Genomic DNA, 20,087 nt, shown 5'->3' on the forward strand with positions numbered 1-20,087 from the left:
AAGCGCCCTGTGGTTGGGGGCAAATTCAACCGCTTGTGCTCAAATCCCGGCCTTCCCCATCCGAGGCCTCGCCATGGCGCGTCTGTCTTCGCTTCACCGGTGGCTTGTGCTGCTGGCACTCTTTCTGATCACCTTGGCCGCCGTTGGCCAGCATTTTCGCTGGTTCGAGCGGGGCTGGTTCAACCTGGTTCATTGGCTTGCGCCCGCCGAGCACGCCCTTGGCCTGGCTGACTACCGTGTGGTGGTGGAAGGCGAGCCCTTGGCGGGCGTGCCTTCGGATGTGTCAGCCCTGACTTACCACACCGAGCGCAAGACGCTGTTCACCATTACCAACCAACGCCCCGAGGTGATCGAGCTGTCGCTGCAGGGTGAGGTATTGCGGCGCGTCCCCGTCCAAGGCATCGCCGACCCGGAAGCGATCGAATACATCGCTGGCGACACGTTCGTTGTCACCGATGAGCGCGAACAGCAATTGGTACGGATCGAGGTGGGTGAAGGCGCCCTTGCCATCGATGCCAGTACCGCCCCGCGCCTGAGCCTTGGGCTGGGCCGCAACGGCAATAAAGGTTTTGAAGGCCTTGCTTACGACCGCCAGGGCCAGCGGTTGTATGTGGCCAAAGAGCGCGACCCGATGCGGATTTTCGAAGTGGAGGGGTTTGCCGAGCCAGGCTTTGCAGGCAGCGTACACATCCAGGAAAACCCTGAGCGTGACGCGCGGTTGTTCGTCCGCGACCTTTCAAGCCTGCAGTTCGATGAAGTCACGGGGCATTTGCTGGCGCTGTCGGATGAGTCCCGGCTGGTGCTGGAAATCGACACTTCCGGGCAGGTGGTTGGTTCACTGGCACTGCATGGCGGCGCCTCGGGCTTGTTGCGTGCGGTGCCCCAGGCCGAAGGGATGGCCCTGGACGAGCAGGGCACCCTTTACCTGGTCAGTGAGCCGAACCTGTTCTACGTGTTCAGGAAGCCTTCAACGCCTTGACGCCTTCGGCCGTGCCCAGCAGCAGCAGGTCGGCCGGGCGTGCTGCGAACAGGCCGTTGGTGACCACGCCGACGATGGCATTGATATCACGCTCCAGAGCAACAGGGTCGGTGATGCTCATGTTGTGAACATCCAGAATGATGTTGCCGTTGTCGGTCAGTACGCCTTCGCGATACACCGGGTCGCCGCCCAGTTTCACCAACTGCCGCGCCACGTGGCTGCGCGCCATCGGGATGACCTCGACCGGCAACGGGAACGCGCCCAGCACCGGCACCAGCTTGCTCGCATCGGCGATGCAGATGAAGGTACCTGCCACGGCGGCAACGATCTTCTCGCGGGTCAGGGCCGCACCGCCGCCCTTGATCAGGTTCAGCCGCTCATCGCTTTCGTCAGCGCCATCGATGTAGAACTCGAGGTCGCCCACGGCGTTGAGCTCGTACACCGGAATGCCATGGCCCTTCAAGCGTGCAGCGGTTGCCTCGGAGCTGGCCACGGCGCCGTCGAATGCGCCCTTGTGCTGCGCCAGGGCATCGATGAAGCAGTTCGCGGTGGAGCCAGTGCCCACGCCGACGACGCTCTTGTCGGTGAGTTTGGGCAGGATGAAGTCCACGGCGGCCTGGGCCACGGCCTGTTTGAGCTGGTCTTGGGTCATGATGCGAGAGTCGTGTGGTGCGAAAGGGCGCGCATTATAACAGCCGCCAGCGCTGCAAGCGCTGCCCCCGGCTGGTAGAATCGCCGTCCCTGCCTTCGCCCAGCCGTGACGTTTTCCGATGCTTGAACAGTACGTAAAGAAAATCCTCACCTCGCGCGTTTACGACGTTGCCGTCGAAACCCCTCTGCAGCCGGCCGGGCAGCTTTCCAAGCGGCTGGGCAACCGGGTGTTGCTCAAGCGTGAAGACCTGCAACCGGTGTTCTCCTTCAAGGTGCGCGGCGCTTACAACAAGCTGGCGCAGCTCACCGACGCTGAGCGCGCCCGCGGCGTTGTAACGGCCTCGGCCGGCAACCATGCCCAGGGCCTGGCCCTGGCGGCGCGCGAAATGGGCGTGAAGGCCACCATCGTGATGCCCAAGACCACCCCTGAAATCAAGGTCGAGGGCGTGCGCTCACGCGGCGGCAAGGTGGTGCTGCATGGCGACTCATTCCCCGAGGCGCTGGCGTACTCGCTCAAACTGGTGGGAGAAAAGGGCTACGTCTATGTGCACCCGTACGACGACCCCGACACCATCGCAGGCCAGGGCACCGTGGCCATGGAAATCCTGCGCCAGCATCAGGGCGAGCTGGATGCGATCTTCGTACCGGTGGGCGGCGGCGGGCTGATCGCCGGCATTGCGGCCTATGTGAAGTACCTGCGCCCCGAGGTGAAGGTCATCGGTGTCGAACCGGACGATTCAAACTGCCTGCAAGCGGCGCTTGCGGCCGGTGAGCGCGTGGTGTTGCCGCAGGTGGGGCTGTTCGCCGACGGGGTTGCCGTGGCACAGATCGGCCTGCATACCTTCGAGATCTGCCGTCACTACGTTGATGAGGTGATTACCGTCAGCACCGACGAAATCTGTGCAGCGATCAAGGACATCTACGACGATACCCGCTCTATCACCGAGCCTGCTGGTGCATTGGGCGTGGCGGGGATCAAGAAGTACGTCGAAGCCCGCAGCGCCAGCGGGCAAACGCTGGTCGCCATCGATTCGGGCGCGAACGTGAACTTCGACCGCCTGCGCCACGTGGCCGAGCGCGCCGAGCTGGGCGAGGGGCGCGAGGCGATCATCGCCGTGACCATTCCCGAGCGGCCCGGCAGCTTCAAGGCGTTCTGCGAAGCGGTAGGCAAGCGGCAGATCACCGAATTCAACTATCGCTACCACACCGGTACCGAGGCGCACATTTTCGTTGGCGTGCAAACGCACCCCGACACCGATCCGCGCAGCGCGTTGATCGCCGGCCTGCGCGAGCACGGCTTCCCGGTACAAGACCTCACTGACAACGAATTGGCCAAACTGCACATTCGCCACATGGTCGGCGGCCACGCCGAGGCGGTTGGCGACGAAATGGTGCTGCGCTTCGAGTTTCCCGAGCGGCCGGGCGCGTTGTTCAACTTCCTGAACCGCCTCGGCGGGCGCTGGAACATCTCCATGTTCCACTACCGTAACCACGGCGCCGCTGATGGCCGGGTGGTCGCCGGTTTGCAGGTACCAACGCATGAGCGTGAGCAGGCGTTGGCGGCGCTCGCCGAGATTGGCTATCCCTTCTGGGATGAAACCGATAACCCGGCCTACCGGCTGTTCCTGGGCTGACTGAACTGCGCGAGGCACCATGGACACTCTGATCACCCTCAAGGCTTTTCATATCGCAGCCACAGCGTTGTTGCTCGCCAGTGTTGCCGCCGTAATGTGGCGCAGTGTGAGTGCCTGGCGCGCCGGTGACCGCCGTCTGTTCGCCAGCTCCCTCGACCGCCCGTGGTACCTGGCTTGGGTAGTGATGGCGCTGTGCATGGTGAGTTTTCCGGTCAGCGGCTGGTGGATGGTGCACACCGTCGGCTGGCCGCTGGGGCAAACCTGGCTGCTGGGCGGGGCGTGCTTCTATATTGTTGGCGCACTTGCCTGGTTGTGGCTGCTGATGCGGGTCCGGCGGTTGCGGGCAGTGCCGGAAGGCACCGAGCCGTCCGTGCGGCATCAACGCTGGGTAGCAATATTGGCGGTGCTGGCCCTTCTGGCGCTGGTGGTGTTGCTGGTACTGATGACCGCCAAGCCGGTTTGAACAGGCGGAAACACTACAGGGCTTTGCATAAACCCCCTACTTAAGGTAGGCACCTCGTTGCTGGGCCGGCGAGCTTTGTGGAACAATGCCCCGACATGCGTTTGCGAGGTTGTTGCTGTGATCGACCCCGATGGTTTCCGTCCCAATGTTGGCATCATCCTTACCAATGATGCTGGCCAGGTGCTATGGGCTCGACGCATCAATCAGGATGCCTGGCAGTTTCCGCAGGGCGGCATCAACCCCGACGAGACACCCGAACAGGCGTTGTATCGCGAGTTGAACGAAGAAGTGGGCCTGGAGCGCCAGGACGTTCAGATCCTGGCCTGCACCCGGGGCTGGTTGCGGTATCGCCTTCCACAACGGCTGGTGCGTACTCATAGCCAGCCGCTGTGCATCGGGCAGAAGCAAAAGTGGTTCCTGCTGCGGCTGGTTTCCAACGAGCAGCGGGTAAGGATGGACCTGACCGGCAAGCCAGAGTTCGACGGCTGGCGCTGGGTCAGTTACTGGTATCCCTTGGGCCAGGTGGTGACCTTCAAACGTGAAGTCTACCGCCGGGCCCTCAAAGAGCTTGCGCCGCGCCTGTTGGCACGCGACTAGACGACGGAGTCCGAACCCCAGCCATGCTCAATACGCTGCGCAAGATCGTCCAGGAAGTGAACGCCGCCAAGGATCTCAAGGCGGCGTTGGGCATTATCGTCTTGCGTGTGCAGGAGGCCATGGGCTCACAAGTCTGCTCGGTCTACCTGCTCGATCCGCAAGCCAATCGCTTCGTGCTGATGGCCACCGAAGGCCTGAACAAGAGCTCGATAGGCCAGGTCAGCATGGCACCCAACGAAGGCCTGGTTGGCCTGGTGGGTACCCGCGAAGAGCCGCTGAACCTCGAAGACGCCGCCGCTCATCCCCGTTATCGTTATTTTGCCGAAACCGGTGAGGAGCGCTTTGCGTCCTTCCTGGGGGCACCGATCATCCACCACCGCCGTGTAGTCGGCGTGGTCGTGGTGCAGCAGAAGGAACGCCGCCAGTTCGACGAGGGCGAAGAAGCCTTTCTGGTGACCATGAGTGCCCAACTGGCGGGTGTCATTGCCCACGCCGAAGCGACCGGCTCCATCCGCGGGTTGGACAGAGGCGGCAAGCGTACTCAGGAAGCCAAGTTCGTCGGTGTGCCAGGTTCGCCCGGCGCGGCGGTCGGCACTGCGCTGGTGGTGCTGCCACCGGCAGACCTGGACGTGGTGCCGGACAAGCCCGTCACCGACATCGACGCGGAACTGGCGCTGTTCCAGAACGCCCTCGAAGGGGTGCGCAATGACATGCGCACCCTCTCGGCCAAGCTTGCGACCCAGCTGCGCCCCGAAGAGCGCGCGTTGTTCGACGTCTACCTGATGATGCTCGACGACGCCTCGCTCGGCAGCGAAGTGACCGAGATCATCAAGACCGGCCAGTGGGCCCAGGGCGCACTGCGCCAGGTGGTCACCGAGCACGTCAACCGTTTCGAGCTGATGGACGACGCCTACCTGCGCGAGCGCGCTTCGGACGTCAAGGACCTCGGCCGCCGCCTGCTGGCTTACCTGCAGCAAGCCCACCAGCAGGCGCTGGTGTATTCGGACAACACCATTCTGGTCAGCGAGGAGCTGACCCCGGCGATGCTCGGCGAAGTGCCTGAAGGCAAGCTGGCGGGCCTGGTGTCGGTGATGGGCTCTGGCAACTCGCACGTGGCCATCCTGGCGCGGGCGATGGGCATCCCGACGGTCATGGGCCTGGTGGACTTCCCGTATTCCAAGGTCGATGGCATCGAGCTGATCGTCGATGGCTACAACGGTGAAGTGTTCACCAACCCCAGCGAAATTCTCACCAAGCAATACGCGACGGTGGTTGCCGACGAGCGCGAGCTGGCCAAGGGTCTGGATGCGCTGCGCGAGCTGCCCTGTGTGACCACCGACGGGCACCGCATCCCGCTGTGGGTAAACACCGGCCTGCTCGCCGATGTGGCCCGTGCGCAACAGCGCGGTGCTGAAGGCGTTGGCCTGTACCGCACTGAAGTGCCGTTCATGATCAACCAGCGCTTCCCCAGCGAAAAAGAGCAGTTGGCCATTTACCGTGAGCAATTGCAGGCCTTCCACCCGCTGCCGGTGACCATGCGCAGCCTCGACATCGGTGGCGACAAGTCGCTCAGCTACTTCCCGATCAACGAGGAAAACCCGTTCCTCGGCTGGCGCGGCATCCGTGTGACCCTCGACCACCCGGAAATCTTCCTGGTGCAGGCGCGGGCCATGCTCAAGGCCAGTGAAGGGTTGAATAACCTGCGCATCCTGTTGCCGATGATTTCTGGCACCCACGAGGTGGAAGAGGCAATGCACCTGATCCACCGCGCGTGGGGCGAGGTGCGCGACGAAGGCACCGACGTGCCGATGCCGCCAGTGGGCGTGATGGTCGAGATCCCGGCTGCGGTATACCTGACCCGCGAGCTGTCGCGCCAGGTGGACTTCCTTTCGGTCGGCTCCAACGACCTGACCCAGTACCTGCTGGCGGTCGACCGTAACAACCCGCGCGTGGCAGACCTCTACGACTACCTCCACCCGGCAGTGCTGCAGGCGCTGCAACATGTGGTCAACGAGGCTCATGCCGAAGGCAAACCCGTGAGCATCTGCGGCGAAATGGCGGGGGACCCGGCCGCTGCAGTGCTGTTGATGGCCATGGGCTTCGATAGCCTGTCGATGAACGCCACCAACCTGCCCAAGGTAAAGTGGATGCTGCGCCAGGTGAGCTATGCCAAGTCCCGCGAATTGCTGGCGCAGTTGATGAAGATCGACAATCCGCAGGTCATTCACAGCTCGCTGCAACTGGCCCTGAAGAATCAGGGCCTTGGCCGGATGATCAATCCTCAGGCGCCCAAGACGCTCTGAAGCGTACGTCAGCCTCGCCCTGGGGCTGGCCGTGCGGCCCGAAGCTGCGTTCAAGCAGGCGCCGATCGCCGTTTTCCCAGGCGTAAACCAAGGTGCTGGCTCGCGTTCCGTAATGTTCGCCCTGAATGAATGCGCTGCTGAGCATGCGCTCACTCTCAAGCCCTATGCCGGTGTCTGGCAATTGGTCGTCTGCTGGCTGCGTGGTATCTGCCAGTAGCCGGAACAACGCCTCAGGTTCGGGATGTTCCAGTTCGGCCTCCAGTGCCTGGCGGGCTTTGGTCAGCTTTGGCCAGGGCGTGCCCAGTTGCGCGTTCGACAGCCCGTAGATGCCTTCAGTGAGCCACGTCAGGCGATGCTGGCTGATCCAGCACAAGCGCTTGCCGTCACCGAGGAGCAGGTTGAAACCGGTGTATTGCTCGCTTTGGGTGAGTACGCGGGCTGCGTAACGGTCCAGCGTGTCGGTGCCGGCCAGCCAGCCACGAGGCAGCTCGCCCCGCGAGCGTGGCCCTTGGGTTTGAGAGGGGTCGCGGACATTGGTTACCGCTGCGAAGCGGCCGTGGGTGCTCAGGCCCAGCCAGGTGCCTCCAGCCTCCAGGTCGCGCCCGGCATAGACGCCGGGCGCATCATCCCACTGCGCCGCCGGGGCGCTGGGGCGCCTATGGAATTCATCGCGGTTGGCTGCCACCAGCAGCGGCAAGGCATGGCCGGGGCGCCATGCAAACACGATCAAGCACATATCACTTCCATGGGTCTAAAAAGTGGCTCAACTCTACGCCAAGGTGACGCTTGGGGTAACATGTGCGCCGGTTCGCAGTCGCAGCCGAGTAACTTTTCTTCATCCAACAACGCTAGGGCCTGGCCCGGCTTGTAGCGCATAGTTTCGGGCTTTGCGCCTGTTCGAGGATTCCGCATGCTGCCTTACCCGCAGATAGACCCGGTCGCTGTCGCGATCGGGCCCCTGAAGATCCACTGGTACGGCTTGATGTACCTGATCGGCATCGGCAGCGCCTGGCTGCTCGCCTCACGCCGCCTGTCGCGTTTCGACCCCACCTGGACCCGCGAAAAACTCTCCGACCTGGTGTTCTGGTGCGCCATGGGCGTGATCGTCGGCGGCCGGCTGGGCTATGTGCTGTTCTACGACCTGCCAGCCTACATCGCGCAACCCACGCTGATTCTCGAGGTGTGGAAGGGCGGCATGTCGTTCCACGGCGGTTTCATCGGCGTGATGCTGGCGGCATTGTGGTTCGGCAAGCGCAACAACAAGTCGTTCTTCGAGCTGATGGACTTCATCGCGCCCTTCGTGCCGATCGGCCTGGGTGCTGGCCGGCTGGGCAACTTCATCAACGCCGAGCTCTGGGGCAAGCCCACCGACCTGCCGTGGGCGATGGTGTTCCCACCCTTCAGCGACCCGGCACAGCTGCCGCGCCATCCGTCGCAGCTCTATCAATTCGCCCTCGAAGGCGTGGCACTGTTCGCTATCCTGTGGATCTTCTCGCGCAAGCCGCGCCCGACCATGGCTGTATCCGGCATGTTTGCGCTGTTTTACGGGCTGTTCCGCTTCGCGGTCGAGTTCGTGCGCATGCCCGACGCGCAGCTGGGTTACCTCGCGTTCGGCTGGGTGACCATGGGCCAGGTGCTTTGCCTGCCGATGATCATCGGCGGCCTGGCGCTGATCTGGCTGGCCTACCGCCGCCAGGGGCAGCTCGCAAAAGCTCATTGATTCACCCGGCGGGGCGCATAGCCCCGCCCATTTTCTGGAAAAACCATGAAGCAATACCTCGACCTGGTCGCCCACGTCATCCAGCACGGCAGCCGCCAGAGCAACCGTACCGGCATCGACACCATCAGTTTCCCTGGTGCCATGCTGCGTTTCGACCTGGCCGAGGGCTTCCCGGCGGTGACGACGCGCAAGCTGGCGTTCAAGTCGGCCGTGGGCGAGATGTGCGGCTTCCTGCGCGGGGTGAACAACGCCGCCGAATTCCGCGCGCTGGGCTGCAAGGTCTGGGACCAGAACGCCAACGAGAACAGCCAGTGGCTGAACAACCCGTTTCGCCAGGGCACCGACGACCTGGGCGAAATCTACGGCGTGCAATGGCGCAGCTGGCCGGCCTACAAGCGTGTGCCGCTGAGCAACGGTGCGGCCATCGCTCAGTGCCTCGCTCAGGGCTATGTGCAACTGGCCGAAGGCGAAGAGGGCGGCTCGCCCTTTGTGGTGATGTACAAGGCCATCGACCAGGTGCGCCAGTGCCTGGACACGATCCATAAGGATCCCGGCAGCCGGCGCATCCTGTTCCACGGCTGGAACTGCGCCCAGCTCGACGAAATGGCCCTGCCGCCGTGCCACCTGCTCTACCAGTTCCACCCCAACCCGCAGACGCGCGAGATTTCGCTCACGCTCTACATTCGCTCCAACGACCTGGGCCTTTTATACCCCCTCCCAGAAACCGCACAGTACGCAATGGCCGCGTAGCAAGGCTTCACCTTCCAAGCTCATTTATTGTGCCCTAATACGAAATGCACATTGTGTATAGTACGGGCCGCTTTGAGGAGGGTGGAAAGCGTGAAAGTCATCGCAGTTAGGGGTAAGCCCCTGGATTTCAGTGAGTCCCCAACCAGGCGGGACGATAAATCCGAAGAATCGCAGGTTCAGGAAGCCGTGAAGGTCACAGGGGCAGCCGTCTTTGATGAGGATGAGCGCCTGATGCCTCTGGTCTCGGGTTACCTATCCCACAGCCTCAAGACCGCCCAGATTGCCGAGCAAACCGCCATCACCTATGGTCGCAACCTTGGGTACACCTGTGAGTACCTGATGCACCGCCCTGAATTTCGGGACTGCGAGCGTGACTCCGCGTTCCTAGAGATCCGAACCCATGTCATTGAGGAGTACTTCGCCAACCTGCGCGAGGCAGAGGGTATCTCCAAGAAAACGGTGCGTAATCGAGATTCGTCGCTTATGGCGTTTTTCAATGATTCACTGTGCAAGGGAGTGGACGATATGCCTGCGCCTCGCACCGCGCCCAATCCCTACACTGGCGGCTATCTGTCTCCCCGCCCAAACAAGGGTCTGGTGGTGGCCTGTTCCCTGAATGACCTCACAGCGCTCATCTTGTCCACGCAAAGTGAGCGTGAGCGCTGCTTGCTCCAGTTCATGTACGACGCAGGCGTGCGACGTTCAGAAGTCCCGCGAGTGACGCTCAAGGCCATTGATGACGCCATACAGTTCCAGGACACTCTATTCATCTCGCCTGGTGTGACAGAGCCGGTGAACGCGGACTACTGCCCCCTGCACATCGATGGCAGCAAAGGCCCTGCAGACTCCTTCAAACCTCGTCAGACGTTGGTCAGCCGAGCCACATTGCTACGCATTAAGAAATACCATGCTTCGCCGCTTTACAAGATGTGCAAGCGGCAGTTCAAAGGCGCTGAGAACACACCTGCCTTCATGAATGCGGAAGGGGGTGAATACACCCCCCGTTCGATCTCCAAGCTTTTGGAGCGGGTGTCCGAGCGGGCGCTGAATCTTCTGAAAATCGACAGGATGATCTCTCCGCACAAGTTGAGACATGGGAACGCCTATGCCCTGCTGAGGACGCCAGACATAGGCAGTGACCACCTTGATCGGCTGGTCACAGTGCAGAAGACGCTTGGCCACTCTCGGCTCAGGACTTCTGAGATCTACACCCAGATTCCCTACGACCTCTATCAGAAGCTCGTACGCCCCGGAACTGAGACCAAGACGAAAGCAGGTGAGATGACTGAGCTTTCTCAACAGACGCGCATAAAAATTGATGCGGGAGATATGAAATGAGTCGGCTTAACAGTCTCGGGGTGGACGCAGTTATTGAGTCGTTTGTGGCACGCGTTACCGATGATCGTGCGTCGTTGCTGAAGGTGTGCCTCAGTAGCGGCGAAGATTTGGCGGTATCCCGCAATTACATCATTGAACAAACCAGTCTAAGCCCAAGTACTGTCTCAAATCGTGCCTCAAGCTTTGAGCTTATCTTAGATGCGATGCGTGCTGAAGGAATCATCGTCCCTGGTCATTCATCCACAGCCTGTGATTGGCGTCGCCGCCTGCTCTATTGGTATGAAGGGATGCCAGTAGAAGAAAAGTTTACCATTCCAACTTTTGGCAACGGCATCAAGGAACGCGGTTTTTTGAGCGAAATCTCTGAGCTGGCGGGTTTCAGTGCGGCGAGGACAAAGTTCGAACTGGTGCGGATCACGTACGAAGAGATCCTCAATGACCTTCGCGAGCTTGGTGTTCTCAAGGCGAACTACCAAACCGTCGAGCAGCGTATTGCCTCCAAAGTAGTAGTCGAAAAGACTGAATCATTGCGAGACGCCTTCCAGGCTTTGCGCACAGTCCACATTCATCGCCTTTCCGACTTGGCAAGCCCGGAACAGGATCGCCCCTTCCAGCACCTACTGCATATCTTCAGTGCGTCATCAATGAAGGCCAGCAGTGCGTCAGGTCAGGGCAAATTCATTGAGGCTTTCAAATATTATCGGGCTTACCTCCAGGAAGCTAATTACACGGGGTTGGAAAGTATCCAAGAGCTCGTAACTCCCTACACCCTTCCAAAATTCAGGGCATATCTACAGGACAAGATCCTCGAACGTTTGCTGTCGACTAGTCATTGCAGTTCGATGATGAGTGCGGCAAGGATGATGATGGCTCGTGCAGTCCAAGTCGAAGGCTTGGGGATGACCGGCTTTGTGAAGACTGCGGGATTCGATACTGAGCGTGAAACCGACCAGTACAAGCCCTATCCGCAAAGCGTGCGTAATCGTATTTCGCAAGCCATTGAGCAAGAGATTGAGGAAACCAATCGACGAGCCCAGCCTTACGTCCGAAGCCATGTAGGGGAAGACCCTATGGGCCCTAATGGAAAGGTACGACGGGGGGCTGGCACGCTTGATAACGCTCGATGGATTTTTGAGAACAAGCTCGACTGCAAGCCACTGAGCTTCGAGTCTGTAGATCGTGATGATCGTTATCAAAAAGCATTTATGAGGATAATTGACAAATCTTCATCTTCCATCTTTGAGATCTATAAATCTTGGGGGGTTCATTATCAGATTGATGGTCGCACCATTGCACCTTATATTGCTCGTCTCGCCCAAATTACCGGCATGAATACTGACACGCTGCTAGGTTTGGAGTTAGATGATTATATTGAGTGCCATGATTTAACCGATCGCCCTTGCCTGTTGTATTGGAAAGAGCGATCTGAAGGCGAGAAGATGCTCCATCTTGACCTGTTCCACGCGGAAATCTCTTGGCTGACAACCTCCCAAGGACGTGCGGTGAAGCAGATATTTGATGATGTAAAACTTCTAACTCATGACGTACGGCTCAATGCTTCGATTGGCGTGAAGAACAAGCTGTTCATTTATCGTTCGAGCTCTCCCAGGCAATATGGTGTCATTAACTCCTTTGAGAAGTCTGGCGATAGGATGCTGCACAAGGCTCTGCAGAAACTCTCGCAGGATCACGGACTGCTCGACGAAGATGGTAGTCCTCTCAAACTATCACCATCGCGATTTCGACCCAGCTTTGTGAGCGAGCTGATTGAGCGTGGCGTCTCTCCTCGCGAAATTCAGGTGCTTCTTGGACACAAGAGCCTCAGTACCACCATGGGCTATCTTGATCGGATGGACTTTAACCCCATGGCGCGCCGGACGCTGAATAAGTTTCTCCATGAAATGCATCAGGACACGCTGGAGGAGGCTCCAAAGCTCATTCCGACCAAGACGATCGAGCCAACACCGAAGGGGATTCCGCTGCAGTCTGGCTTGGCGACCTGCATGAACGTGTTTGACCCACCAGATTTCATCAAGGCCTTGGCAGGGTACGATCCGAGTAAGCCCTGCTCGCTGTTCAACAAGTGCCTTTCATGCAGCAACAGCATCATCACCGTGTCGCACCTGCCTGATTTGTTTGCCATGAGGCGTGGCTACCAGCGAATGATTGAGACCAACCGAGTGCTCGATACGCCTTATGCAATCGTCATCCTGGACAACCTTGATGTGCTTAACAACATCCTCGACCCGGAGACCTCCGACTTTTCTGCCGAAGAGTTGGCCAAGGCTGAGCGTCTCTCTGAAAACGTTCAGCCCAGCATTCTGGCTGAGGGGGTTGCGCTATGAGCCGAGTCCAGACCCAACCTCTGTTGCCTGAGCTGGCTGCATACAAGAAATGGCGGACAGCCGCTCACACCCTCATGCTGGGGGTGCACAGCCACATCGTTGATCCGACCCCAGTGTCGCTGGAGGCGCTCTCCTGGTATCAGGCGCTGATGGCATTACCTGTCAGTAAGACGTCTGTACTGGGTGATCCTGTCTGGGACTTCAACGAGGATTATCCGAACGCTGCCATGAACGTCCAAGGAGCCAAGCTACGGCTAAACTTTGAGTCGTACCCCCTGGTCAATCAGTCCGCGATCCTGGAGGTCAAGGTCGCTCTCTATTGTTGGTTGAAGATGCCGTCGGCACTGCGCACGTTTGCCTCTCCACGGAGCATCAAGGCCAACACCGCCCTAGCGTGCATGAAGGCGGGGCTGGCATTTCTGGAAACGATGTCTGGACAGGCGCGACACCTTCTGACGAATGAATTTTTTGAGGTTGGATATCATGGCCTGATGTACTTCGACGCTGGCATGTACCGCGATGCAGCTCGCATTCATTCGTATGCGTTTGGCCCTAATCTCAAGAAGTTTTTTACCCTACTTAGGTCGCCTTTTCTGCAGGAACAGATCTTCGACAAGCCCTTGCCTTATGTTGAGCTTGAGGCACTAACCTGGGCCAGAGTCGCCAAGTACGTCGATGAGTCCGAGAGGACGTGCAGGATTCTTCCAAACGAAATATTCGAGAAGGCTTCTCGGGAAGCCTCATTCGCAGTCGTCGACTTCCTGAGCGCACTTGGCAAGCCTGTTGACGATCTGGTGGCTCTGACCCGACAGAATGCCAGAGGTTGCTCGCTGGCCACCGATCAAGGATTGTCGACTTACAATTTCGAGTTATACGTCGCGCTGAGGCTGCGTCGAAATGGCTATGATTCCAACGCGATGGCAAATGCACTGTCCGCAGCTTTCGGCTATGTCCCAGCAGACTTTGAGTCTGACTCTGGTCGACACGACTTCAAGGCCGTCCTAACGTTACTCAATCTTTCAGATGCGAATCTGGACAATGATTTTCGTCTCTACATTAATTTTGTCTCCTACAGCGCCTGCTATCTCGTGGCGCAATACACCGGCATGCGGCCCTCGGAGCTTGCCGAGATTTTGGTCGAGTCGTGTTTGGAGCAAGAAAACGACTACTGGCTGCTGATCAGCAACGTGATCAAACACCGCCAGGGCCTAACGAAGCTGTTCGATGACAAGTGGATTGCCATTCCTATCGTTCGTGATGCTATACGAGCTAGCCGCCTCATCGCTAAGGTAAAGCAAAACCCTTACCTGTTCTCGAACGTGGACACTGTCGCACAAGGGGCTGAACCGACTTCGATGGCATCGCTTGGGATTGCTCGCCAGTTCAGCGCTTTCTTCGAGGAGATCCTGACGGACGAGGAGTTCGAGACCCTTAAATTCTCGCCTTACACATTGCGCCATACCTTGGCTTATCACATGGCAAGGGCAGAGCTTGGCCTTCCCTTTGTCTCACATCAGTTGAAGCACTTTGGTGATCTCGTCGGAGGAGCGGGTCAGAATAAGGCGTTCAGCGAGGTAACGTTGGGATATGGAGCGATTGCTGAGATCCTGTCCAAGGGCGGGCGTTCTTCGAGTAGAACGCCGACTCAGATGGCAGAAGAGGAATACATCCTCAGTTACTGCGATCCGGATGGAAACTACGCCGGGCCCAATGCAGAGAAGCACAAGGCGAAGATGCAGAAGGTATTCAACGGGTACATGGCGGCTGGCTATACCAAAGAGCAGATCATCACCCAAATGGCCAAGAGGCGCATGGCGATCATCAACGTCGGAAAAGCCTTTTGCTATGGCGGTCAGCGAGAAGATTTTGATGAGTCTCTACCATGCATTGGGGGCTGCGTTGCAATCCTAATCGCTGCCCGAATGCCGTGGTTACCAAGGTACACGCTCCTAAGTGGCGGGAAATCTACGTGCAGAACAGCTTGGCACTGAACTCTCCAAACTCCGCAGGCGTTGAGGAGGAATTGAAGGCAGCCATGGAGGAAGCCCTAGGGGTGCTTGAACACTTGGGCGAGGAGATCGAGGTATGACCGGCCAGGCGTTTGATGTCAAAAACAAGCTCGACTACGACAAGAATACCGAGCTGTTGGCTCAAGGGATCATGCGGATTGCTGCTGATCCGAAGCTGCGGCCAACGATCGCTGAGCTCAGTCGCATCACTGGCATTCATCGCAACACTATCCGTCAGCGTGACTTTCCGTCGGAGCGGCTTGAGGCGATCAAGGAGAATCGCCGCATTGCAGTGATCGCTCAGAGGGTCAAGGCGGAGAAGAAGCAAGATCCCAAGACGGTTCTGATGCAGCGCCTTGAAAAGAGCCGACTGGAAGTGCTTTATTGGTTCAATAGGCACCAGGAATCTGAGAACACCTGCGCCACGCTCGACAAAAGGTTAGCCACCATCCGCGAGTCCAGGGACTACTGACGTCCAGGTCGTAGATGGGCTGCGCAAGAAGATCAAAGAGCAAGAAACTGAAATTTTGAAACTGCGTGACGCGCTGGACTTGGTCAGCGCGAACCTTGAGGATCCGAAATGAAGATGTACCACGATTTGCTGGCCGACGTGCTGGAGAACGGCGTCGAGAAAGGCGATCGCACGGGCACAGGCACGCTCAGTGTTTTTGGCCGCCAATTCCGCCACAACCTGGAGGATGGCTTCCCGCTTCTCACCACCAAGAAGCTGCATTTCAAGAGCATCATCAATGAAATGATCTGGTTCCTGAACGGTGACACCAACACGAAATGGCTGAAGGAGCACGGTGTCAGCATTTGGGATGAGTGGGCGACCGAGGACGGCGATCTCGGCCCGATCTATGGCAAACAGTGGACGGCCTGGCCTACCCAGGACGGCAATACCATCAATCAGATCGATTACGTGGTTCATACGCTCAAGACGAACCCGAACAGCCGTCGCATCCTCTTCCACGGGTGGAACGTTGAGTACCTTCCCGATGAATCGGTAAGTCCACAGGAGAATGCGCGAAATGGGAAGATGGCTCTTCCACCTTGCCATTTGTTATATCAGTTTTATGTGGCAAATAATAAATTGTCAGCACATTTATACATAAGGTCGTCAGACTTGCTACTCGGAAATCCCTACAATTTAGCAGGGGTCAGCTTTCTAACTCATATGTTGGCCCAGCAGTGTGATTTGGGTGTTGGTGAAGTTGTGGTCACAATGGGCGATGCGCATATTTACTTGAATCATATTGAGCAAGTAAAGCTCCAGCTGACTCGTGAGCCACGTCCGCTGCCTAAATTGGAGTTCAAGCGTAAGCCAGATAGCATCTACGATTACAAGTTTGAAGACTTCGAGATTGCCGGGTATGACCCACATCCCCACATTCCGGCGCCTGTATCGATCTGAATGAGCCAGTACCTGGCCAGCCAAAACTAGGTTGGCCAGGATGGGAGTTCTGATTAGTCGAGGCGAGGTACACCGTTAGAGCATCGGCGAAACCGGCTAAGCTTTTGGGCGGGCGAGGATAGCCAGTCAAAGGATTTGACGGTCGATGTAAACCAAATTTTTTTACCGTTAAACCTTCCAGGGTTACAGCGTAAAAAACTGGGTTACAGCGTTGTGGGCGGGAGGTAAGTCCTTTCAACATCGAATGCTAGCCGCACGGCTAGTAACGTTGATAGGCAGGATGCCTGCTCGATGCAAGCGCGCATTCTATAACAATTACTCCGGTCTGTGGAGCGATATCGACCAACACCCTATTAACGCACATGCTAAGGCCCGGTCGCAAGGTGCGCCCTCAATGCTTCTGCAAGCTCTTCTAGCGCGTTATCAAGACGGCGATCCTCTCGTACATCCCCTGTCTGTGCTTGATAGGACTCGCAATGTCTGAGCAAGGCTTCCGCGTCATTTGTGTTCAAGTCAAATGTGATCATGGGGCGCCTTCATGTGTAGAGTAAGGGGATGTCAGGTTCAACCCGCTGCCGGTGCGCATAGGGCCTGGTCGCCCTATCCATGCTGCCGGTAACGGAGAAAAGTCATGCCGCGGGATGAAGATAAGCCTTCTGAGGCGAGTGCTGACAATGCTGTGCAGGACTCGCGTCAAGATTGGCCGAAAGACAACCGGAGGGCCATAGACCACTACAATAGGCGTGTCGAAGAACATGGGGTCTTCAGCGACGGCCTACGAAGTTTTTGAGGCCTTATCGGCGCAGGCCAGTGAGATCAAACGCCAAGGCGCTTCTCGACTGCACTCCGTTTGAAGAGTGGGTACAGCTATCTCGCTCGTGGGCTGCCTACCCCTAGAGCCCCAATTCGATCCGAAATTTGACCTCAGACAGGCGTGGAGTCAGATGATCCTCCGGTACCCGGCTGAGGATTCCGCCCGCAATCGCAAACCTGATGTCCTTCAAAGCCCGCAAATGCTCACGACGGAATGATCGAAAGTCGTGCAGCAGTGGACGCCTTCCTTGTGTGATGTCTTCCAGCAGATGGCCGGCGACTTCTGACATGCCCTCAGCGCTAGCGAGCCTGGGAATGTCGCAATCGCGCATGCCAGTTTGGATATGCTCGATGCTTTTGAACACGAAGCTCTGCAGCACTGGTACGGAGAATAAATCCAGCGCACAGGCCCAAATCAGTCGTTCTTCCTTGCGATCCATTCACTCATCTACGTTCCGAAGTTCCTACCCTGCAGACCTGTTCCAGTGTCGGCCAACCGTGGATGTCGAAATGCCAAGCGACCTTGCGACCTGTGCCTGGCTAAGACCCTGACCTTTGAGTTCCAAGACTGCGTGGGTGGTTTCAATGCCTCTGGCTGTCAGGGGGTGGACAAAGTCGGGCACCAGAGTCGAAACCTGAATATCCAGGAAATCCTGCAGACCAAGCTCCTCACTGACCAACTTCAAGGCGTCGTGTGGGGTAGAGCCTGCCTTGATCGCGTATGCGAGCGTGAGCAGCGTCAAAGGCTGAATTTCCAGTGCTTGGGCCAGCAGGTCGATTGATTCGAGCGTGGCCGCACTCTGGGCCCTTTCCAGTCGGCTTACCTGGGACGCATCTAGCTCTACGGCGAGCATGCGTTGTGTAACCCCTTTGCGTGTCCGGAGCAGCAGCAGGGCTTCAGCAAGGGCTTGGCGAAGCAGCATGAGGCATTCCTGCAAATCCGACTGTATGCCGCGTTTGAATTGGCCCTCTCAAATGTATATATTCACCAAAGCGGGATGATCCTGCCTGGTGATGCGCGGTATCGTGAGTCGCCGGAGGCGCAGTGAGCAATTTATGCCTAATTCGCGATTCGAAACAGGTGCTGGACTCGCATGAGAATTTTGATTTACTCCGATCTCCACCTGGAATTCGGTGCAGGCTTTGAACCTCCAGATGTAGGGGCTGAGCTAGTGGTCTTGGCTGGAGATATCAGCAAGGGCGTCAAGGCGGTTCAGTGGGCCAACGACGCCTTTGAATACCAAGTGGTGCAGGTCGCGGGCAATCATGAGTTTTACTCAGGTCATCTCCATCGAACCTGGCAAAAAATGAAAGACGCAGCCGCTCCGCACGTGCGGCTCTTGGAAAACGAATCGTTCGTCTGGAAAGGCCTTCGTGTGCTCGGCTGCACTGCATGGACTGATTTTTCGGTCACGGGTGATGCCGTGGCAGCAAGCCGCCAGGCGTTGGAGCAGATGAATGATTACAAGCGTATTCGCATCGACGACAACTACCGCAAGCTACGTCCAGCAGATGTGATCAAGCGAAATCGAGCTGCCTTCACCTGGCTGACCAGTGAGCTGGGCAAGCCGTTTGACGGCCCGACCATGGTGGTGACCCATCATGCGCCTGTGCCTGATGTCATGGGTGACGAGCACGAAGGGCACCTCAGTGCCGCGTACGCTAACGACTGGCCTCAGCTGTTGGCTCAGGCGGACGTTTGGGTGTTCGGTCACACCCATCGAGCGGTCGATACGTACCTACATGGATGCAGGGTGATCTCAAATCCGAAAGGTTACCCAGGTGAGAGCACAGGCTTCAGCCCTGCCTTGGTGATTGATCTTTGAGTTTTGCCAGGAATTGATGTGGTGGATAAAGAAAACATACCTGCTGATGTGAAGAGGGCTGCCTGTATCGAATGGGGCGTGCTGATCGACGGCTACCTCACAAACGCTGCGAGGGTCGGCAGTCGACTCACTGCAACGCTCTTTTTGGATTGCGCCCGTCTGATACGCAACGGAGAGACGGTAGTAACCCCGCCTGTACGCAAGCTAACGTCACGTGGAGATTTCTGCCTGGTGCAGAGCGAGTCCGGAAATGATCACTACGTGATTGTTTCCGAGCTCGCCTCCCTGCGCCTTCAATCAGTCTGAGCAGTCTGGGCGAGGCTGCTGTGTATCCACGACCGCTGTCATGTGCGGCACCCGTTGAAAGCTTGATCAGTACGCAAATTCAAATGAAGCAGGGGGGATAAGTAGTGCTGGACGTAATGAACGCACTGAAGGCTTCGTTATCGCCATCTTTGCACTGCCAGGTGACGGCGGTCATGAGCCAGGTCTATGTCTGGAACGGATACTTATGCGGCGAGATTCATGGCGACAAAGAAAAGCGCCTCCGGGATGGCGCTCGCATCATGAGCTCAAGGATCAATTTTGGGTTTGAGATCGCCGGCCATAGACTTTTTCTCACCCAGTCTCGCAGCCTCTATCTGGTCGCCAGCTGGCGAAGCTTTGACGAAGCCGTAGACGGCCTGGATTTTTCAGAGGGCATCAGCCCCATCGACCTCATGTTTTTGGCTGATCCGGATCGCCAACCTGATTTCTCGAATGAGATCGAGCTTGCAAATGAAGATGAGGTAAAGCTGATCAAGGTCGGACTTCCGAACCTACGCAGCAGAAGGGTAATCCCGGCGTCGGACGAAATGGGCGACCCGCCAGAGTGCGATCGCAACGCGGAGATCTTCAGGCTTGCACATGATCTGATGGATCCGGAAGAGCTGAAGACTACGCTTGAATCTGCCCGAGATGACTTCATGGTGTTGGAGAACACCCAGGTTCTCATCGAATACACAACGCGTCGCGCTGATCCGTTCTTCCTTCGGCTTTTGTCACTGGGCTACCTGCCTGAGTGGCAGTCAGTCCTCGTGCTGGATGGGCAGTTCAACGTTTCCACCAAGGCAACGAATCATGCTGCTATCCGCCTGTTAGTCGCGCTGCCGGCCTGTGCGCTCAGTGATGAGCTCCGCGATCTCAAGTTCCAGGTTGACCTGGGTATTTAAGGGCGCCAAGGGATTCAGGCCTCCATGCGGCCTA

The 20,087-nt window shown here is 58.0% G+C and carries 19 protein-coding genes and 1 pseudogene; 16 read left to right on the plus strand and 4 right to left on the minus strand.

From position 1 onward, the window contains the following. Nucleotides 1–73: 73 nt before the first annotated feature. Entirely contained in the window at nucleotides 74–979 is a 906-nt protein-coding gene (locus tag LN139_RS22775; RefSeq protein ID WP_236357178.1) for an SdiA-regulated domain-containing protein, read from the plus strand. Here LN139_RS22775 and rpiA read toward each other — a convergent pair. Continuing rightward, nucleotides 957–1,631 carry a ribose-5-phosphate isomerase RpiA gene (gene rpiA, locus LN139_RS22780; RefSeq protein ID WP_236357180.1) on the minus strand — a complete coding sequence of 225 codons (675 nt, stop codon included), beginning with the start codon at nucleotides 1,629–1,631 and terminating at the stop codon, nucleotides 957–959. The two genes, LN139_RS22775 and rpiA, sit on opposite strands and share 23 nt — an antisense overlap. A 118-nt stretch (nucleotides 1,632–1,749) precedes the next feature. Here rpiA and ilvA point away from each other — a divergent pair, with 118 nt between their 5' ends. From ilvA to ptsP, 4 genes are all read left to right on the plus strand, one after another. Beyond that, complete coding sequence (gene ilvA, locus LN139_RS22785; RefSeq protein WP_236357182.1) at nucleotides 1,750–3,264, plus strand: threonine ammonia-lyase, biosynthetic; 1,515 nt, start codon at nucleotides 1,750–1,752, stop codon at nucleotides 3,262–3,264. Nucleotides 3,265–3,283: 19 nt separating this feature from the next. After that, a complete protein-coding gene (locus LN139_RS22790) occupies nucleotides 3,284–3,727 on the plus strand; it encodes a DUF2269 family protein (RefSeq protein WP_236357184.1) in 444 nt (147 codons plus the stop codon). A 117-nt stretch (nucleotides 3,728–3,844) separates the two neighbouring features. Beyond that, nucleotides 3,845–4,324, plus strand: coding sequence for an RNA pyrophosphohydrolase (locus LN139_RS22795; RefSeq protein ID WP_236357186.1), 480 nt, complete (start codon nucleotides 3,845–3,847; stop codon nucleotides 4,322–4,324). Between the two features lie 23 nt (nucleotides 4,325–4,347). Further along, nucleotides 4,348–6,627 (plus strand): phosphoenolpyruvate--protein phosphotransferase, encoded by a 2,280-nt coding sequence (gene ptsP / locus LN139_RS22800; protein WP_236357187.1) that lies wholly within the window; start codon nucleotides 4,348–4,350, stop codon nucleotides 6,625–6,627. On the opposite strand, the gene LN139_RS22805 is transcribed toward ptsP, so the two are convergent. Further along, nucleotides 6,599–7,363 (minus strand): NRDE family protein, encoded by a 765-nt coding sequence (locus LN139_RS22805; RefSeq protein WP_236357188.1) that lies wholly within the window; start codon nucleotides 7,361–7,363, stop codon nucleotides 6,599–6,601. The genes ptsP and LN139_RS22805 overlap by 29 nt on opposite strands. 174 nt (nucleotides 7,364–7,537) lie before the next feature. Between LN139_RS22805 and lgt the strand changes: the two genes are divergently transcribed. From lgt to LN139_RS22845, 8 genes and pseudogenes are all read left to right on the plus strand, one after another. Continuing rightward, entirely contained in the window at nucleotides 7,538–8,347 is an 810-nt protein-coding gene (gene lgt / locus LN139_RS22810; protein WP_236357190.1) for a prolipoprotein diacylglyceryl transferase, read from the plus strand. Between the two features lie 45 nt (nucleotides 8,348–8,392). Beyond that, nucleotides 8,393–9,088, plus strand: a pseudogene (locus tag LN139_RS22815) (thymidylate synthase); the annotation flags it as partial. A gap of 99 nt (nucleotides 9,089–9,187) precedes the next feature. After that, the gene (locus tag LN139_RS22820; protein ID WP_236357192.1) at nucleotides 9,188–10,435 is read left to right on the plus strand and encodes a tyrosine-type recombinase/integrase; all 1,248 of its coding nucleotides are present in this window, start codon (nucleotides 9,188–9,190) and stop codon (nucleotides 10,433–10,435) included. Then, a complete protein-coding gene (locus LN139_RS22825; RefSeq protein WP_236357195.1) occupies nucleotides 10,432–12,780 on the plus strand; it encodes a site-specific integrase in 2,349 nt (782 codons plus the stop codon). Before LN139_RS22820 ends, LN139_RS22825 begins: the two co-directional genes overlap by 4 nt. Continuing rightward, nucleotides 12,777–14,771, plus strand: coding sequence for a tyrosine-type recombinase/integrase (locus LN139_RS22830; RefSeq protein ID WP_236357196.1), 1,995 nt, complete (start codon nucleotides 12,777–12,779; stop codon nucleotides 14,769–14,771). The genes LN139_RS22825 and LN139_RS22830 overlap by 4 nt, the downstream gene beginning before the upstream one ends. 94 nt (nucleotides 14,772–14,865) lie before the next feature. Beyond that, nucleotides 14,866–15,261, plus strand: a complete 396-nt coding sequence (locus LN139_RS22835; RefSeq protein ID WP_236357198.1) for a hypothetical protein — start codon at nucleotides 14,866–14,868, stop codon at nucleotides 15,259–15,261. A 108-nt stretch (nucleotides 15,262–15,369) separates the two neighbouring features. Continuing rightward, nucleotides 15,370–16,203 carry a thymidylate synthase gene (locus LN139_RS22840; RefSeq protein WP_236357199.1) on the plus strand — a complete coding sequence of 278 codons (834 nt, stop codon included), beginning with the start codon at nucleotides 15,370–15,372 and terminating at the stop codon, nucleotides 16,201–16,203. 631 nt (nucleotides 16,204–16,834) lie between these two features. Beyond that, the gene (locus LN139_RS22845) at nucleotides 16,835–16,993 is read left to right on the plus strand and encodes a type II toxin-antitoxin system CcdA family antitoxin (protein ID WP_236357201.1); all 159 of its coding nucleotides are present in this window, start codon (nucleotides 16,835–16,837) and stop codon (nucleotides 16,991–16,993) included. Between the two features lie 103 nt (nucleotides 16,994–17,096). Here LN139_RS22845 and LN139_RS22850 read toward each other — a convergent pair whose 3' ends face one another. Further along, entirely contained in the window at nucleotides 17,097–17,456 is a 360-nt protein-coding gene (locus LN139_RS22850) for a hypothetical protein (RefSeq protein WP_236357203.1), read from the minus strand. A gap of 24 nt (nucleotides 17,457–17,480) precedes the next feature. Continuing rightward, entirely contained in the window at nucleotides 17,481–17,939 is a 459-nt protein-coding gene (locus LN139_RS22855; RefSeq protein WP_236357205.1) for a helix-turn-helix domain-containing protein, read from the minus strand. 171 nt (nucleotides 17,940–18,110) lie between these two features. Here LN139_RS22855 and LN139_RS22860 point away from each other — a divergent pair, with 171 nt between their 5' ends. From LN139_RS22860 to LN139_RS22870, 3 genes are all read left to right on the plus strand, one after another. Next, nucleotides 18,111–18,842, plus strand: coding sequence for a metallophosphoesterase (locus LN139_RS22860; protein WP_236357207.1), 732 nt, complete (start codon nucleotides 18,111–18,113; stop codon nucleotides 18,840–18,842). 21 nt (nucleotides 18,843–18,863) lie between these two features. Next, complete coding sequence (locus tag LN139_RS22865; protein ID WP_236357209.1) at nucleotides 18,864–19,148, plus strand: hypothetical protein; 285 nt, start codon at nucleotides 18,864–18,866, stop codon at nucleotides 19,146–19,148. Between the two features lie 173 nt (nucleotides 19,149–19,321). Continuing rightward, nucleotides 19,322–20,053: a hypothetical protein gene (locus LN139_RS22870; protein WP_236357211.1), complete on the plus strand. Its 732-nt coding sequence runs from the start codon at nucleotides 19,322–19,324 to the stop codon at nucleotides 20,051–20,053. The last annotated feature ends 34 nt before the right edge of the window (nucleotides 20,054–20,087 follow it).

This window comes from Pseudomonas sp. KNUC1026 (assembly GCF_021650705.1).
In the GTDB taxonomy this organism is placed as follows: domain Bacteria; phylum Pseudomonadota; class Gammaproteobacteria; order Pseudomonadales; family Pseudomonadaceae; genus Aquipseudomonas.

Coding starts and splice junctions, on each gene's coding strand:
- LN139_RS22775 (WP_236357178.1), top strand. CDS start 74: ATGGCGCGTCTGTCTTCGCTTCACCGGTGGCTTGTGCTGCTGGCACTC.
- rpiA (WP_236357180.1), bottom strand. CDS start 1,631: ATGACCCAAGACCAGCTCAAACAGGCCGTGGCCCAGGCCGCCGTGGAC.
- ilvA (WP_236357182.1), top strand. CDS start 1,750: ATGCTTGAACAGTACGTAAAGAAAATCCTCACCTCGCGCGTTTACGAC.
- LN139_RS22790 (WP_236357184.1), top strand. CDS start 3,284: ATGGACACTCTGATCACCCTCAAGGCTTTTCATATCGCAGCCACAGCG.
- ptsP (WP_236357187.1), top strand. CDS start 4,348: ATGCTCAATACGCTGCGCAAGATCGTCCAGGAAGTGAACGCCGCCAAG.
- LN139_RS22805 (WP_236357188.1), bottom strand. CDS start 7,363: ATGTGCTTGATCGTGTTTGCATGGCGCCCCGGCCATGCCTTGCCGCTG.
- lgt (WP_236357190.1), top strand. CDS start 7,538: ATGCTGCCTTACCCGCAGATAGACCCGGTCGCTGTCGCGATCGGGCCC.
- LN139_RS22825 (WP_236357195.1), top strand. CDS start 10,432: ATGAGTCGGCTTAACAGTCTCGGGGTGGACGCAGTTATTGAGTCGTTT.
- LN139_RS22830 (WP_236357196.1), top strand. CDS start 12,777: ATGAGCCGAGTCCAGACCCAACCTCTGTTGCCTGAGCTGGCTGCATAC.
- LN139_RS22835 (WP_236357198.1), top strand. CDS start 14,866: ATGACCGGCCAGGCGTTTGATGTCAAAAACAAGCTCGACTACGACAAG.
- LN139_RS22840 (WP_236357199.1), top strand. CDS start 15,370: ATGAAGATGTACCACGATTTGCTGGCCGACGTGCTGGAGAACGGCGTC.
- LN139_RS22845 (WP_236357201.1), top strand. CDS start 16,835: ATGCCGCGGGATGAAGATAAGCCTTCTGAGGCGAGTGCTGACAATGCT.
- LN139_RS22850 (WP_236357203.1), bottom strand. CDS start 17,456: ATGGATCGCAAGGAAGAACGACTGATTTGGGCCTGTGCGCTGGATTTA.
- LN139_RS22855 (WP_236357205.1), bottom strand. CDS start 17,939: ATGCTGCTTCGCCAAGCCCTTGCTGAAGCCCTGCTGCTGCTCCGGACA.
- LN139_RS22860 (WP_236357207.1), top strand. CDS start 18,111: ATGAGAATTTTGATTTACTCCGATCTCCACCTGGAATTCGGTGCAGGC.
- LN139_RS22870 (WP_236357211.1), top strand. CDS start 19,322: ATGAGCCAGGTCTATGTCTGGAACGGATACTTATGCGGCGAGATTCAT.